Raw genomic sequence first — 14,122 nt, forward strand, 5'->3', positions numbered from 1 at the left:
AAAAAGCCTCGTCAACGTAGGTCGAAGAGGCTATATACCTTACAAATATAAGTAAGTTATTTATATAATACTTTTTTGACCGCCTTGACCACATCATTGTGATTGGGTAACCATTCTGCTAATAAAACTGGAGAATAGGGTGCTGGAGTGTCTGCTGTATTTAATTTTACCACAGGTGCATCCAAATAATCAAAAGCTTTGTCCTGAACGTGATAGATAATCTCCGTAGCAACATTGCCAAAAGGCCACGCTTCTTCAAGAATTACCAATCTATTTGTTTTTTTAACTGATTTCAAAATAGCTTCGTAATCCATTGGACGTACTGTACGCAAATCGATTATTTCACAGCTTATTCCGTCTTTTTCCAACTCATCGGCGGCTTTGTACGCTTCCTTTATGATTTTACCAAAAGATACTATAGTTACATCTGTTCCCTCCCTTTTAATATCGGCAACACCTAGCGGAATGGTAAATTCTCCTTCTGGCACTTCTCCTTTATCACCGTACATCTGCTCAGATTCCATAAAAATAACGGGGTCATCGTCGCGAATGGCCGATTTCAATAATCCTTTGGCATCTGCTGGATTGGATGGCACTACAACCTTTAGGCCAGGACAGTTTGCAAACCAACTTTCAAAAGCTTGTGAGTGTGTAGCCGCCAATTGACCTGCAGAAGCCGTTGGTCCCCTAAAAACAATTGGACAGGGAAACTGACCTGCAGACATTTGTCTGATTTTAGCCGCATTATTGATAATTTGATCAATCCCCACCAAGGAAAAGTTAAAGGTCATGAATTCAATAATCGGTCGATTACCAATCATGGCCGAACCAACGCCGATACCTGAAAAACCCAATTCAGAGATAGGCGTATCGATAACACGTTCTGGACCAAACTCATCCAACATACCTTTAGAAGCTTTGTAAGCTCCATTATATTCAGCAACCTCCTCACCCATTAAATATATGGTATCATCTTTTCGCATCTCCTCGGACATTGCCTCTTGGATAGCTTGTCTAAACTGTAGTGTTTTCATCAATAGTACTAATTAAACTTAGTTGGCACATTAAAAATGCAAGCAAAAATAGGAAAATATACAGGAATAACGGAGCGTCAAAAACTAAAAAAAAGAACAAAATTTATTATGCATGCATAATAAATTTTGTATTTTTATAGCTATCTTTGAAATGTTAAACCTAAAGAGTATATGAAGATTTTAGTTTGCATTAGCAACGTACCGGATACCACTTCAAAAATCAATTTTACAGAAGGGGACACCAAGTTTGATACCAACGGAGTTCAATTTGTAATCAACCCAAATGATGAATTTGGATTGACCCGCGCCATGTGGTTCAAAGAAAAACAAGGAGCAACTGTACATGTTGCTACCGTGGGCGGAGTACAAACAGAGCCCACCATACGCAAAGCGCTCGCTATTGGTGCAGATGAGGCCATACGGATAAATGCTGAGCCAACCGATGGTTTTTTTGTTGCCCGACAATTGGCAGAAGTAGTCAAAAATGGAGGGTACGACCTTGTAATAGCAGGTAGAGAATCCATTGATTATAACGGTGGTATGGTTCCAGGAATTTTGGCCACGTTACTTGATATGAATTTTGTAAATACCTGTATAAGTCTAGAAATTGATGGCAACAATGCAACTGCAATGCGGGAAATTGACGGCGGAAAAGAAAAAATAAGTACGACCCTTCCATTGGTCATAGGAGGTCAAAAAGGGTTGGTCGAAGAAAGTGACTTGCGAATTCCCAATATGCGCGGCATAATGATGGCAAGAAAAAAGGCATTGAGTGTTTTGGAACCCGTTGAAGCTCCAAAACCGACACAAGACCAAAAATTTGAAAAGCCAGCTGCCAAAGGTCCTGTAAAGCTGGTTGATGCTGGAAACATTGACGAATTGGTCAATCTATTGCATAACGAAGCTAAAGTCATTTAAGAATCAGAATCAAAAAAATATGTCAGTATTAGTTTATACCGAATCAGATAAAGGGAAATATAAAAAGAATGCTTTCGAAGTGGCTTCTTACGCTTATAAGGTCGCACAGGAATTAGGTGAAACGGTTACCGCTGTTTCCATAAATTCCGACAATGAGGATTCATTGGGAACTTATGGTGTTTCCAAAGTTGTTAAGGTCACCAACGACCAACTGGATACTTTTAATGCCAAGGCCTATGCAAATGCAATAGCTCAGGTTGCCGAAGCGGAAAGCGCAAAGATTATCATTATAAGTTCCAGTGCGGACACCAAATTCTTGGCTCCCATTCTAACAGCTAAATTGAACGCAGGCTATGTGCCCAATGTTGTTGCCGCACCAGAGAGCACTTCGCCTTTTGTAGTTAAGAGAACAGCATTCAGTAATAAAGGTTTTGCTCATACCGCAATTGATTCAGAAACTAAAATTATTGGTGTTTCCAATAACGCTTATGGCACTCATGAGAACTCCGTTTCGGCTTCAGTTGAGGATTTCAGTCCTTCATTGAGCGACTCGGATTTCGCCACCAAATCGGTTGAAGTGGACAAAGTTGTTGGAAAGGCCACCATTGCCGATGCCGATGTCGTTGTTTCAGGAGGTAGAGGTCTAAAAGGACCTGAAAACTGGGGAATGATAGAAGAATTGGCAGATGTACTTGGAGCAGCTACGGCATGTTCCAAGCCTGTTTCCGACCTAGGATGGCGTTCACACGGCGAACACGTTGGCCAGACAGGGAAGCCGGTTGCCAGCAATCTTTATATAGCCATAGGTATCTCTGGAGCAATTCAGCATTTAGCTGGAGTCAGTGCATCCAAAACCAAAGTGGTCATCAACAATGACCCCGAAGCGCCCTTCTTTAAGGCTGCAGATTATGGAATAGTCGGTGATGCCTTCGAGGTAGTTCCGGAACTCATCGAAAAATTAAAAGAATTTAAAGCCCAGAACGCTTAATTTTTGTTAATTTGCCCATTGCAAGGGGCTGTTCAGATAACTGGTATCGCCACTTATTTGAACAGCCTTATTTGGTTTTAGGAAGATGATATGAGCTTAGTACGATTAAAAATAAAGGGGATATCTTATAGCCAGACACAAAATGGTGCATATGCCCTTATTTTAAATGAAGTTGATGGGGATAGAAAACTCCCAATTGTTATCGGTGCTTTTGAAGCGCAATCCATAGCAATTGCATTGGAAAAAGAAATAAAACCTCCAAGGCCTCTTACGCATGATCTTTTCAAGAATTTTGCAGATCGTTTTGCCATTGTGGTAAAACAGGTCATCATTCATAAACTTGTGGACGGCGTATTCTATTCAAGTATTATTTGTGAGCGAGATAAGGTAGAGGAAATCGTAGATGCACGTACGAGCGATGCAATTGCATTGGCCTTGCGATTCGATGCACCCATCTTCACTTACAAGACTATTTTAGATAAGGCGGGAATCTTCTTGAAATTCTCCTCAAAAGAAAACGAAGATAATGATGATGATAGCATTGTAGTGGACGAAATACTACAGGAAGGTGAAACTGTGGAAATTGAATCCGGGGCATCATCACAAGGATATCGGGAGCTTACATTGGAAGAACTCCACAAAGAACTGGACAAAGCAGTTGCCAACGAAGACTACGAAAAGGCTGCAAAAGTAAGGGACGAAATATCCAAGCGCAAATAGACCATCTATATGGGGAATAAAACCAAAGGTTTTTTACTACTTTTATTATTTGCCAGTATTGCCACTTTTGGTCAAACTATTCTCCCAGCGGATTCGTTGAACGTTGTTGCTGATACTACTATCATTGACGATAGTATCCAAAACCAGACACAGGAGATTATACCTAGTCAAGGCTTTTCCCTAAATAGTCTGTGGCGTGGAGTCTTGGGTATGTCGGTATTGATTCTTATTGCCTTTCTTTTTAGTTCCAACCGAAAAGCCATCAACTGGAAAACGGTGGGAATTGGACTTTCACTTCAATTGCTCATTGCCATTGGGGTATTGAAAGTTCCCTTTGTTCAATTTGTATTTGAAAAATTAGGAGGGATTTTCGTTGAAATTTTAGAGTTCACAAAAGCTGGGAGTCAGTTCTTGTTTGAAGGCCTTGTTAAGGATATGGATACCTTCGGATTTATTTTTGCCTTTCAGGTATTGCCCACCATCATCTTCTTTTCGGCATTGACATCGGTTTTGTATTATCTGGGCATTATCCAAAAAGTAGTGAAGGCCTTAGCTTGGTTGCTCACCAAGTCTTTGGGCATTTCTGGTGCTGAAAGCCTTTCCATTGCCGGAAACATCTTTTTAGGTCAGACCGAAGCTCCATTATTGATCAAGGCCTATTTGGAAAAAATGAACCGATCAGAAATCCTTTTGGTGATGATCGGGGGAATGGCCACCGTGGCCGGAGCAGTATTGGCTGCTTATATTGGATTTCTGGGTGGGGATGACCCCGCATTACGATTGGTTTTTGCAAAACATTTATTGGCTGCGTCGGTAATGGCAGCGCCCGGAGCTATTGTTATTTCCAAAATTTTATACCCACAGACCGAAAAAGTAAATACCGATGTAAAAGTATCCACAGAAAAAATTGGTGCCAATATTTTGGATGCCATCGCCAACGGAACTTCAGAGGGTTTGAAATTGGCTCTAAACGTAGGCGCAATGCTATTGGTTTTTATGGCCTTCATTGCTATGGTCAATGGTATTTTAGGAGGTATAGCAGGGTTTGATGGAATTGCAATTAAAAAAATCAATTTCCTGTGGCATTTTACTTCCTTAAATGAAATAATAGCTGCCAATACTCCATATGAAAGTTTATCCCTAGAGTTTATTCTAGGATACCTTCTTGCTCCGCTCATGTGGATAATAGGAGTATCCAGCGAGGATATGACACTTATGGGGCAACTGTTAGGGATTAAGTTGGCCGCTAGTGAGTTTGTGGGCTATATCCAGCTTGCTGAACTAAAAAATATGGCCAGCAGTCTACATTTCACTTATAATAAATCTGTGATCATGGCCACGTATATGCTCTGCGGATTTGCCAATTTTGCTTCTATCGGCATCCAGATTGGCGGTATCGGCCCATTGGCCCCCGGTCAACGTAAAACCCTATCCGAATTTGGCATGAAAGCCGTTTTGGGTGGATCACTGGCTTCACTACTTTCAGCTACCATTGCTGGGATGATTCTTGGATAATTGGGTAAAGGGTTTTGCTGGGTAAAGGGTGAAGGGTACATGGATCAAAGGCTTTAGGTGAAAGCTTTTTGGATAAAATAAATATCAACCTCTAATTTTTAAAACGATAATCGTGATGAGAAATTTTAGAGGGCTTGAGGTTTGGAAAGAAGCAAGGGTATTGGTCAAAAAAATCTACAGCTTGACCGCAACACTTCCAGAAACCGAAAAATACGGTTTTTCCTCACAGATAAACCGATGTGCAGTTTCCATTCCAGCCAACATTGCCGAAGGTTGTGGAAAAAACTCCAGTAATGATTTTGCAAGATTTCTTCAAATAAGTTTGGGGTCATCTTATGAACTGGAAACCCACTTGATTCTTTGTGAAGATTTACAATTTATAGCACCAGAACAGACAAAATCCATCATCAACAGCATCCAACTTTTGCAACGTAGAATCACATCGTTAATAAAATATAATAACACATCTAAATAACGCTTTGACCTTTCCAATTCACCTTTTACCTTTAACCTCATTATGAAACAATACCACGACTTACTACACCACGTTTTGGAACACGGGAACCAAAAAGGTGACCGAACGGGAACAGGAACTATTAGCGTTTTTGGTTATCAAATGCGGTTCGACCTTTCCGAAGGTTTTCCCATGGTGACGACCAAAAAACTACATTTAAAATCCATTGTACATGAACTGTTATGGTTTTTAAAAGGGGATACCAATGTAGGCTATTTGCAAGAAAACGGCGTGCGTATCTGGAACGAGTGGGCCGATGAAAATGGTGATTTGGGCCCGGTTTACGGACACCAATGGCGCAATTGGAACGGTGAGGAAATCGACCAGATCAAGGAAATCGTGGCTACCTTAAAGAGCAACCCCAATAGCCGTAGGATGTTGGTCTCTGCATGGAATCCGAGCGTATTGCCCGATACTTCCGTTTCCTTCTCCGAAAATGTGGCGCAAGGCAAAGCTGCTTTGCCCCCGTGCCATGCCTTTTTTCAGTTTTATGTGGCAGATGGCAAATTGTCCTGCCAATTGTACCAACGTAGTGCGGATATCTTTTTGGGCGTGCCTTTTAATATTGCCTCTTATGCCCTGTTTACGATGATGATGGCCCAAGTATGTGGTTACCAACCCGGTGATTTTATACACACCTTTGGTGATGCCCATATCTACAACAACCATATGGAACAGGTGGAACTGCAATTGAGCCGAGAGCCCAGACCTTTGCCCAAGATGAAACTGAACCCTGTAGTAAAGGATATTTTTGGCTTTACTTTTGATGATTTTGAGTTGGTAGACTATAACCCACATCCACATATTAAGGGAGTTGTGGCGATTTAATAAAATGAAAGCTATAATTTCTTATTCTCTTTGAATATGTGAATCATTTTTATATCTCACATAAATTGGTAAACAAATACTTGAATGAGGTACAATCTAACTAAGTATAAAATATTTTCGAAAGCAGCTATCATCAAAATCTCAAAAAGTATTGGATATAAAAATGAATACAAGTAATCAATTTCTCAAAACACCAACCACCCCTCTCATCGCTGCCACCACATTTTGGACATCTTTCTTTTCAAAAGCATCTTCCTCTAAATAGAAAAGCATTTCAATTCCTAAATCCAGTACATCTGAAAATTGTGAAGCTGTACCATAGCTTTCTTTGATTAAACTCTCCAATTGCCTTATCTGTTTTTCTTTTAGCATTATAGTACTATATATAGGTCTATAAATGTAAACAAAAAATGTCATTTTGGCCCCATGACAAAAATTAGAGATGATAACTATCTGAAAAGCCTTGGTAAAAGAATTAAGGATATCAGAACCCAAAAAAACATCTCGACCTATGAACTTTCCTATGAATCAAATGTGTCCCGTAGTCAAATAAACTCAATTGAAAAAGGAACCATCAATACAACGATTAGTACTTTAAAGGCAATTGCTACTGCCCTAGACATAGAACTTAAAGATTTGTTTGATTTCTAAAGGGTATTACCCATTTATAATAGATAAAAGCTTTCAACAAAAAATCTTAAATTTGTATCCAAATAGATACACACTGAATGTTCTTTATTGAGAAAACAATTGAATTTGACAAGTGGTTTAGAAAACTAAAAAAACTGAAAGCCAAGTCAAAAATATTGTTCAGAATTCAAAAGATTCAAAGCAACGGACATTTTGGAGATTGTAAAGCTGTTGGTGATGGAATTCGAGAAAAAGGGGTAAATTTTGCTAAAGGCTATCGTGTTTACTTCAAAGAGAAAAAGGGGAAAATAGTTATTTTACTTATTGGAGGAGATAAATCCACACAGCAAAAGGACATCTTGAAAGCAAAAGATATTTGGAAAAACTTAATAGATAAAAAATGAAAACCTCAAAATTTGATATAGCAGATTATCTGGACAGTAAAGAAATGATTGCCGAATACTTGAACACGGTTTTGGAGGAAGGCGATAACGCAGATATAATCAATGCCATCGGACATGTTGCTAAGGCAATAGGAATGACCAAAATATCCGAAGAAACTGGATTGAGCAGACCCAGTCTCTACAAAGCTTTATCGGATGGGGCCAAACCTCAATTTGCAACGGTAATAAAGGTTTTGAAAGCTATTGGGGGGAAAATTCAAGTAAACCCTATATCTTCATGAGTAAATTTAATACAGCGTTTATTATAAAAATGTCGATTTACATATTAACCCTGTTGAGCATCGCCGTCAGCTGCAAACAGGCGGAAACAAAAAATTCCACTGAACTAGCAGATGAAGTAACTATCATTGCCCAAGAGAAAGAGGCCATTTTGAAAACACTGAACAACGAGACCAAAGCTGCCTTTCAAAGAGACTACGACGCTTGGCAAGAAAATTGGGTTCATGACCCTGATATCACTAAGATATACCTTGACTTTCCGGAAAATACACTTTCCGAATCCGTGGGTTGGGAGGAAATTAGCGGATTTGTAAAAACTTTTTTTAAGGAAAATCCAGAACCAGAACCCGTTCCAAAATTATTGGATAGTATTGACGTGCGGCTATACGGAAACGGTGCATGGGTCACCTATGAGCAGCAAGATTCGCTACGTGGGCGCAAACGTGAGACCCGACTCATGGAAAAAGTGAACGGCGAATGGAAAATTGCAGGCATGCAAACTACCATTTATGGGTTTGAGAAAATCAAGGAATAACCTGATCAAATCTCATATCCAAACCATTTTTACATTGTGGTCTTACAACAGCGAACTTAGGGAACGGATAAAGAAAAAAGAAACATCATGAACACAAAAGCAACAGTATTGTTATTATTTCTTTTTATTGCAAACAGCTATTCACAAGAACCTTACAAAAAATTACCATTTGCCAAAAACAAATGTGCCACTACAATCATTGGAAATGATATCATTGCGAATGAAAGCATCATTGAAACTGAAGATAGTTCGATAACGGAAATAAGTGTACTAAAATATAAAGGACATGAAGAAGTACAAGATTTATATAATTTGACCGAACATGGCATGGTATTTATAAGGATGACCAAAAAACTTGAAGTCAAAACCCAAAAGGAATTAAATCAGTTTTTTGGACTTCCTACAACTAATGAAATCTACGTAGATGGCTATTTGTTGGAAAAGCAAAAATTTAAAATAGCAGTTGATTGTATTGTTGAAATTGAGTTAGTTGAGCCAAATCTTGAAAATCAGTTAAAAAGCAAAACCATAAATGTTTGGACACTTAACAAAGAAGGCCGATTGAAAGGTTGCTACTCAAATAATTGAAAGAAAATCAGTATCCTTCTGAAGCGAAAATCTACTCGCCAAAGAAACAACAACCAAAAAAAATGAAAACAACTAAAGAAAATAGTGAACACTATACTTGGGGAGATGGTTGTAGCGGATGGCATTTGGTAAAATCCCAAAGTTTGAGTGTTATAGAGGAATTGATGCCTCCGGGCACATCGGAACAAAAACACTATCATGAGTTTTCGCAACAATTCTTTAGAATATTAAAGGGAACTGCCACTTTTGAAATTGAAGATAGCATCATAGAAGTTGAAGCAGGAAACGGTATACACATTCCACCAAAAACAAAGCATTGTATTAAAAATGACCAACCAGAAAATCTGGAATTTCTGGTCATTTCCGAGCCAACGACCCGAGGCGATAGACACGAAGAACCTTTTGCACAAGAATTTTAAAATGAAAACTATTTCCTGGAAAATACATCTAATTGCCAACCCCAAAAGGATTTTTGATTTACTGACCACTCCCGAAGGCAGAAAAAGTTTTTGGGCCGAAAGCGCAGAAGAAAATAATGGCACTATACATTTTGTTTTCCCTAATGGAGAAACTTATGATAGTAAGATTTTAAAAATCAATCCTAATGAGGAATTTCACATCGACTACTTTGATTCGCTTGTAAAGTTTAACATTGAACCTATTGAAAATAGAGGCTCTGATTTGTCATTGATCAATGAAGCAGTATCTGAAAACGATTACAACGAAGTGCATGCCGGATGGGTTTCGGTTCTTATGAACTTAAAAGCTGTTGCCGACTTTAATCGTGATTTAAGAAATCATGATCCTAAAAGAACCTGGAATCAAGGCTATGTGGACAATTGAAGAAATGACTAATAATAAAAAAGAAAAACACCCAAGCTTTCACTTGGGTGTTCTCTTAGAAACAATTAAACAAAAAACCACTCATTTTCTTTTTCATACTTGTTTAATGCTCTTTAATTCTTGTTACCCTTATAGAGTTAGAGACGGCGTAGTTACCTTCCAAACCGGACAACAGATTACTACCAGCTTCGAGTCCTACCAGTCCTTCTTCGTAAGTAATATGCCAGATGAGGCAAATTCCTTCTCCTGCTTCATCAAAATCAACGCCTTCAACAGCTTCAAGGGTTGGTGGCAATCCTAGTATGTTGTTTTTATCGTCTGTAATTACCCATCGTTGAATACTTCCATTGAGTTTGGTATCATCTAATCTAATGCCGCTCACCATATCTGGAATCCCATCGACATTGAATGTGTATGGCCCACCGAAAATCTTGCCAGCATGTAGCGGATTTCTATTGACCGTTACAAAGTTGGAAAGTGCAAAATTACCCGATAGATTATTCAGATTCTGTCCACCTTCCAGCCCGGACAATTCCCCAGAGTAGGTCAAATGGAAGATATAGCAAGAGCCCACACCGGCACCATCAAAATCAACGCCTTTTACGGCATCTAACGTCGGAGGAATCCCCAAGATGTTCTTGGCATCATCTGTAATGACGTAAGTTTGCGCATCGCCCGTTAGTTCTGTACCGTCCAATGCAATTGCACTGACCATGTCTGGAGTACCGTCTACAACAAAATTATAGGGACCACCTGAAAGAACACCTGCATTCAACCCGTTTCTATTGACCACCACAAAGTTGGAAAGTGCAAAATTACCCGATAGATCGTTCAAGTTCTGTCCACCTTCCAATCCAGATAATTCTCCAGAATAGGTCAAATGGAAGATATAGCAAGAGCCCACACCGGCACCATCAAAATCAACGCCTTTTACGGCATCTAACGTCGGAGGAATCCCCAAGATGTTCTTGGCATCATCTGTAATGACGTAAGTTTGCGCATCGCCCGTTAGTTCTGAAGCGTCCAATGCAATTGCACTGACCATATCCGGTGTGCCATCCACAACAAAATTATAGGGACCACCTGAAAGAACACCTGCATTCAACCCATTTCTATTGACTACTACAAAATTGGAAAGCGCAAAATTGCCTGATAGATCGTTCAGGTTCTGTCCACCTTCCAGTCCGGACAATTCCCCAGAATAGGTCAAATGGAAGATATAGCAAGAACCTACACCTGCACCATCAAAATCAACACCCATGACAGCCTCCAACGTTGGTGGGATTCCCAAAATATTCTTTGCATCATCCGTGATTACATACGTTTGAGCATCACCAGTAAGCAACGCATCATCCAATGCAATAGCACTGACCATGTCTGGTGCCCCGTCCACAATAAATTCGTATGGACCTCCCGTTAGCACACCTGCGTTCAAACCGTTCCTAGTAACAGTCAATGAATTAGATAGGTCATACTGCCCAGATAGACCACTGGTATTTGAACCAACTTCCAATCCTTGAAGACCATCTTCATAGACAATATGCCAAATAAGGCATATTCCAGCACCGGCTTCATCAAAATCTACGCCTTCAACCGCTTCCAATGTTGGTGGTAATCCCAAAATTGTTCCCGCATCGTCCGTAATTACATAACCCCTGTTACTACCAACTATAGCATTGGCATCCAAAGTAATTCCACTTACCATATCCGGAATTCCATCAACAGTAAAAGTAAAGGGGCCTCCTGAAAGGACTCCCGCATCCAATACAATTGGGTTGTCATCGTCGGTTTCCCCCTTACAGGAAACCAATAAAACACCGACACCCAATAGCATCAATAAAGATTTTAAGTTTTTCATTTTCTTTTTGTTTTTAAATTGTTCAACAAAAGAAGAGTGAAGTTGTTGCAGAATTATCACATCAGCATCATAATTCATTACACATTGATTGCCAGATATTTACATCAAAATCGATGCTATTTTGTAAAGATTTGATGCAAAAACAGACTTTTTAAGAAGTATCCCGTTAAAAGTTTATATAGAACAGTGAACTTTTCGTGATATTTTACCCTTTAATTCGTTGTATTATGAAAAAAGTATTGATTGTTGAAGATGATATTGAGATCATTCGTCTTTTAGAGATACACCTTAAGGATTTGGGCTGTAACATTCTTACAGCGACCAGAGGCGACATAGGACTTAGAAAGGCAATCAATGAAAATCCCGACCTTATTATTTTGGATGTAATGCTTCCGGAAATGGATGGTATTGAAATCTGTCAAAAAATACGGGCCAATAACATAAAATCACCAATATTGATGCTTACCGCCCGTTCCGAAGAAATAGATAAGGTGTTGGGGTTGGAAGTGGGTGCAGATGATTACTTGACCAAACCATTCAGTGTTAGGGAGTTTATAGCAAGGGTAAAGGCCATTTTTAGAAGGCAGAAAATGGATATTGTGGAAAATGCTTCGGACGAAAATCCAAAACTGATGGAATTTGATGCACTATCCATAAATATTGATATGCGCAAAGTGCTGCTGGACGGAAAAAAAATAGAACTATCTCCCAAAGAGTTTGAACTTTTAGTGCTTTTATCATCCAATCCAGGAAAAAGCTATGACCGCACCAAATTATTGAACATGATTTGGGGCTACGACTTTAAAGGATACGAACACACCGTAAACTCACATATTAATCGACTCCGGGCCAAAATTGAACCGGACATGAGCAATCCAAAATTCATATTGACCACTTGGGGCGTTGGGTATAAATTTAATGAAGAGCTTATGGATGCCTAACCAAACCATTACATATGAAAAACAACATACTTTCAGTTAGATTCATACTAAAGCTCACCATTTCTTTTTTGGCAATTCTCCTATTGGCCGGCATAGGCTATACGATTACATCCATTTACCTTTCCAATAAATATTTTTCTGAAACCACACAGCGCTTACACGCCAATCTTGCCCAGGACCTTATAGACGAAAAGTTTAAGGACACACATCCTTTTGATTCTACCGGAACGGTCAACAAAGCTTTGTTTGGAGATATTATGCACGATATGATGGCCGTAAACCGTGCCATTGAGGTCTATCTGTTGGATAAGGGTGGAAACGTACTTTATTCCGTTGTTCTAGACCATGATGCACCAGAGACCAAGCAAAAGAAAGTGAATCTTGCCCCCATAGAGCAATTCATCAATGAAAAAGGAAGCAATTATGTGCTGGGCGATGACCCAAAAGATATTTCCAAACAAACCATTTTTTCAGCTGCCCAGTTCAATAAAGACGGGCATGAGGGCTACGTCTACATTATTCTTGCAGGTGAGGATTTTTTAGCTACGCGCAGTGACCTGTTCAATAGCTATTTTATGCGATTGGGACTAGGAGGTTCGTTACTGACCCTGGTTTTTGCCACACTACTGGGAATATTGGCCATTTGGTACCTTACCCGCAGCTTACGAAAGATTATCTATGCAGCAAAACGCTTTCAACAGGGCGATTTGCAATACCGTATAGAAAATGCGGAAAAGACAGATTTGGCAAATGTTGCCAGCACCTATAACAGTATGGCCGATACCATTCTATCCGATATTGAAAAAATAAAGTCCGTGGAACAACTTCGGCAAGAATTGATAGCCAACATTTCTCACGACCTTAGAACACCGCTATCTGTAATACAGGGTTATATTGAAACATTGCACATGAAAGATGCGGAACTTTCATCGGAAGAGCGTGGGGAATATTTAAAGATTATTTCAAAAAGTAGTGAGCGGCTTTCCAAACTAATTTCGCAATTGTTTGAATATTCCAAATTGGAAGCCAATCAAATCCAGCCAGAAAAAGAGCCTTTTTTGATCAGTGAGCTCGCCAATGATATCCACAGAAACTATTCCATATTGGCAGAACAGAAAAACATTGACCTACAGTTAGCTATGGACTCCAATGTTCCTTTGGTATTTGCGGATATTTCCCTTGTGGAGCGTGCCATTCAAAATCTAATGGACAATGCGTTGAAGTTCACTCCCAAAGGTGGGAAGGTCATCGTTAAAATCAAAACAGAAGATGACCATGTTGAAATAACCATAAAAGATTCTGGCCCGGGTATTCAAAAAGATAACCAGGCCCTGATTTTTGAGCGTTACAGGCAGACCAAAGCAGGTAAGGAAAAAGAGGGAGCAGGCTTAGGCCTTGCCATTGTGAAGAAAATTATGGAAATACATGATAGTAGCGTAACGGTCTTGAGCAAACCCAATGAGGGTACTTCCTTTAGTTTTAGCCTTCCGGTTTATTCGGTCAACTAATCCATATTTTTTATCTTTA

18 protein-coding genes are annotated in these 14,122 nt (G+C 39.5%); 15 read left to right on the forward strand and 3 right to left on the reverse strand.

The window, feature by feature from the left end; all coding sequences use genetic code 11:
* Window positions 1–56 precede the first annotated feature (56 nt).
* Window positions 57–1,034 (reverse strand): pyruvate dehydrogenase complex E1 component subunit beta, encoded by a 978-nt coding sequence (locus tag LV716_RS03580; protein WP_163416420.1) that lies wholly within the window; start codon window positions 1,032–1,034, stop codon window positions 57–59.
* Window positions 1,035–1,205: 171 nt separating this feature from the next.
* On the opposite strand from LV716_RS03580, the gene LV716_RS03585 reads away from it, so the two are divergent.
* The 6 genes from LV716_RS03585 (at window position 1,206) to LV716_RS03610 (ending at window position 6,517) form a co-directional block, all read left to right on the forward strand.
* Entirely contained in the window at window positions 1,206–1,952 is a 747-nt protein-coding gene (locus LV716_RS03585) for an electron transfer flavoprotein subunit beta/FixA family protein (protein ID WP_163416421.1), read from the forward strand.
* A gap of 19 nt (window positions 1,953–1,971) precedes the next feature.
* Window positions 1,972–2,940, forward strand: a complete 969-nt coding sequence (locus tag LV716_RS03590; protein WP_163416422.1) for an electron transfer flavoprotein subunit alpha/FixB family protein — start codon at window positions 1,972–1,974, stop codon at window positions 2,938–2,940.
* A gap of 90 nt (window positions 2,941–3,030) precedes the next feature.
* Window positions 3,031–3,660, forward strand: a complete 630-nt coding sequence (locus tag LV716_RS03595) for a bifunctional nuclease family protein (protein WP_163416423.1) — start codon at window positions 3,031–3,033, stop codon at window positions 3,658–3,660.
* Between the two features lie 9 nt (window positions 3,661–3,669).
* Entirely contained in the window at window positions 3,670–5,175 is a 1,506-nt protein-coding gene (locus LV716_RS03600; protein ID WP_163416424.1) for a NupC/NupG family nucleoside CNT transporter, read from the forward strand.
* A 115-nt stretch (window positions 5,176–5,290) separates the two neighbouring features.
* Window positions 5,291–5,650, forward strand: coding sequence for a four helix bundle protein (locus tag LV716_RS03605; protein ID WP_163416425.1), 360 nt, complete (start codon window positions 5,291–5,293; stop codon window positions 5,648–5,650).
* Window positions 5,651–5,692: 42 nt separating this feature from the next.
* On the forward strand, window positions 5,693–6,517 hold the full coding sequence (locus LV716_RS03610) for a thymidylate synthase (protein WP_163416426.1): 825 nt from the start codon (window positions 5,693–5,695) through the stop codon (window positions 6,515–6,517).
* 177 nt (window positions 6,518–6,694) lie between these two features.
* Here LV716_RS03610 and LV716_RS03615 read toward each other — a convergent pair whose 3' ends face one another.
* Complete coding sequence (locus LV716_RS03615) at window positions 6,695–6,889, reverse strand: hypothetical protein (protein WP_163416029.1); 195 nt, start codon at window positions 6,887–6,889, stop codon at window positions 6,695–6,697.
* Between the two features lie 54 nt (window positions 6,890–6,943).
* On the opposite strand from LV716_RS03615, the gene LV716_RS03620 reads away from it, so the two are divergent.
* The 7 genes from LV716_RS03620 (at window position 6,944) to LV716_RS03650 (ending at window position 9,796) form a co-directional block, all read left to right on the forward strand.
* Window positions 6,944–7,168, forward strand: coding sequence for a helix-turn-helix domain-containing protein (locus tag LV716_RS03620; RefSeq protein ID WP_163416427.1), 225 nt, complete (start codon window positions 6,944–6,946; stop codon window positions 7,166–7,168).
* 77 nt (window positions 7,169–7,245) lie between these two features.
* Window positions 7,246–7,551, forward strand: coding sequence for a type II toxin-antitoxin system RelE/ParE family toxin (locus tag LV716_RS03625; protein ID WP_163416428.1), 306 nt, complete (start codon window positions 7,246–7,248; stop codon window positions 7,549–7,551).
* On the forward strand, window positions 7,548–7,832 hold the full coding sequence (locus LV716_RS03630) for an addiction module antidote protein (RefSeq protein ID WP_163416429.1): 285 nt from the start codon (window positions 7,548–7,550) through the stop codon (window positions 7,830–7,832). Before LV716_RS03625 ends, LV716_RS03630 begins: the two co-directional genes overlap by 4 nt.
* Complete coding sequence (locus LV716_RS03635; protein WP_163416430.1) at window positions 7,829–8,365, forward strand: nuclear transport factor 2 family protein; 537 nt, start codon at window positions 7,829–7,831, stop codon at window positions 8,363–8,365. Before LV716_RS03630 ends, LV716_RS03635 begins: the two co-directional genes overlap by 4 nt.
* Window positions 8,366–8,452: 87 nt before the next feature.
* On the forward strand, window positions 8,453–8,953 hold the full coding sequence (locus tag LV716_RS03640; protein ID WP_163416431.1) for a hypothetical protein: 501 nt from the start codon (window positions 8,453–8,455) through the stop codon (window positions 8,951–8,953).
* Window positions 8,954–9,015: 62 nt separating this feature from the next.
* Entirely contained in the window at window positions 9,016–9,372 is a 357-nt protein-coding gene (locus tag LV716_RS03645) for a cupin domain-containing protein (RefSeq protein WP_163416432.1), read from the forward strand.
* Window position 9,373: 1 nt separating this feature from the next.
* A complete protein-coding gene (locus tag LV716_RS03650) occupies window positions 9,374–9,796 on the forward strand; it encodes an SRPBCC domain-containing protein (RefSeq protein WP_163416433.1) in 423 nt (140 codons plus the stop codon).
* A 103-nt stretch (window positions 9,797–9,899) separates the two neighbouring features.
* Here the strand turns inward: LV716_RS03650 and LV716_RS03655 are convergent, their stop codons facing one another.
* Entirely contained in the window at window positions 9,900–11,654 is a 1,755-nt protein-coding gene (locus tag LV716_RS03655; protein WP_233759222.1) for a hypothetical protein, read from the reverse strand.
* 227 nt (window positions 11,655–11,881) lie between these two features.
* Between LV716_RS03655 and LV716_RS03660 the strand changes: the two genes are divergently transcribed.
* On the forward strand, window positions 11,882–12,595 hold the full coding sequence (locus tag LV716_RS03660; RefSeq protein WP_163416434.1) for a response regulator transcription factor: 714 nt from the start codon (window positions 11,882–11,884) through the stop codon (window positions 12,593–12,595).
* A gap of 14 nt (window positions 12,596–12,609) precedes the next feature.
* Window positions 12,610–14,103 carry a cell wall metabolism sensor histidine kinase WalK gene (locus LV716_RS03665; RefSeq protein WP_163416435.1) on the forward strand — a complete coding sequence of 498 codons (1,494 nt, stop codon included), beginning with the start codon at window positions 12,610–12,612 and terminating at the stop codon, window positions 14,101–14,103.
* Window positions 14,104–14,122 lie beyond the last annotated feature (19 nt).

It is taken from the genome of Flagellimonas sp. HMM57 (assembly GCF_021390175.1).
Lineage (GTDB): Bacteria > Bacteroidota > Bacteroidia > Flavobacteriales > Flavobacteriaceae > Flagellimonas.

Coding starts and splice junctions, on each gene's coding strand:
- LV716_RS03580 (WP_163416420.1), bottom strand. CDS start 1,034: ATGAAAACACTACAGTTTAGACAAGCTATCCAAGAGGCAATGTCCGAG.
- LV716_RS03585 (WP_163416421.1), top strand. CDS start 1,206: ATGAAGATTTTAGTTTGCATTAGCAACGTACCGGATACCACTTCAAAA.
- LV716_RS03590 (WP_163416422.1), top strand. CDS start 1,972: ATGTCAGTATTAGTTTATACCGAATCAGATAAAGGGAAATATAAAAAG.
- LV716_RS03595 (WP_163416423.1), top strand. CDS start 3,031: ATGAGCTTAGTACGATTAAAAATAAAGGGGATATCTTATAGCCAGACA.
- LV716_RS03600 (WP_163416424.1), top strand. CDS start 3,670: ATGGGGAATAAAACCAAAGGTTTTTTACTACTTTTATTATTTGCCAGT.
- LV716_RS03605 (WP_163416425.1), top strand. CDS start 5,291: ATGAGAAATTTTAGAGGGCTTGAGGTTTGGAAAGAAGCAAGGGTATTG.
- LV716_RS03610 (WP_163416426.1), top strand. CDS start 5,693: ATGAAACAATACCACGACTTACTACACCACGTTTTGGAACACGGGAAC.
- LV716_RS03615 (WP_163416029.1), bottom strand. CDS start 6,889: ATGCTAAAAGAAAAACAGATAAGGCAATTGGAGAGTTTAATCAAAGAA.
- LV716_RS03620 (WP_163416427.1), top strand. CDS start 6,944: ATGACAAAAATTAGAGATGATAACTATCTGAAAAGCCTTGGTAAAAGA.
- LV716_RS03625 (WP_163416428.1), top strand. CDS start 7,246: ATGTTCTTTATTGAGAAAACAATTGAATTTGACAAGTGGTTTAGAAAA.
- LV716_RS03630 (WP_163416429.1), top strand. CDS start 7,548: ATGAAAACCTCAAAATTTGATATAGCAGATTATCTGGACAGTAAAGAA.
- LV716_RS03635 (WP_163416430.1), top strand. CDS start 7,829: ATGAGTAAATTTAATACAGCGTTTATTATAAAAATGTCGATTTACATA.
- LV716_RS03640 (WP_163416431.1), top strand. CDS start 8,453: ATGAACACAAAAGCAACAGTATTGTTATTATTTCTTTTTATTGCAAAC.
- LV716_RS03645 (WP_163416432.1), top strand. CDS start 9,016: ATGAAAACAACTAAAGAAAATAGTGAACACTATACTTGGGGAGATGGT.
- LV716_RS03650 (WP_163416433.1), top strand. CDS start 9,374: ATGAAAACTATTTCCTGGAAAATACATCTAATTGCCAACCCCAAAAGG.
- LV716_RS03655 (WP_233759222.1), bottom strand. CDS start 11,654: ATGAAAAACTTAAAATCTTTATTGATGCTATTGGGTGTCGGTGTTTTA.
- LV716_RS03660 (WP_163416434.1), top strand. CDS start 11,882: ATGAAAAAAGTATTGATTGTTGAAGATGATATTGAGATCATTCGTCTT.
- LV716_RS03665 (WP_163416435.1), top strand. CDS start 12,610: ATGAAAAACAACATACTTTCAGTTAGATTCATACTAAAGCTCACCATT.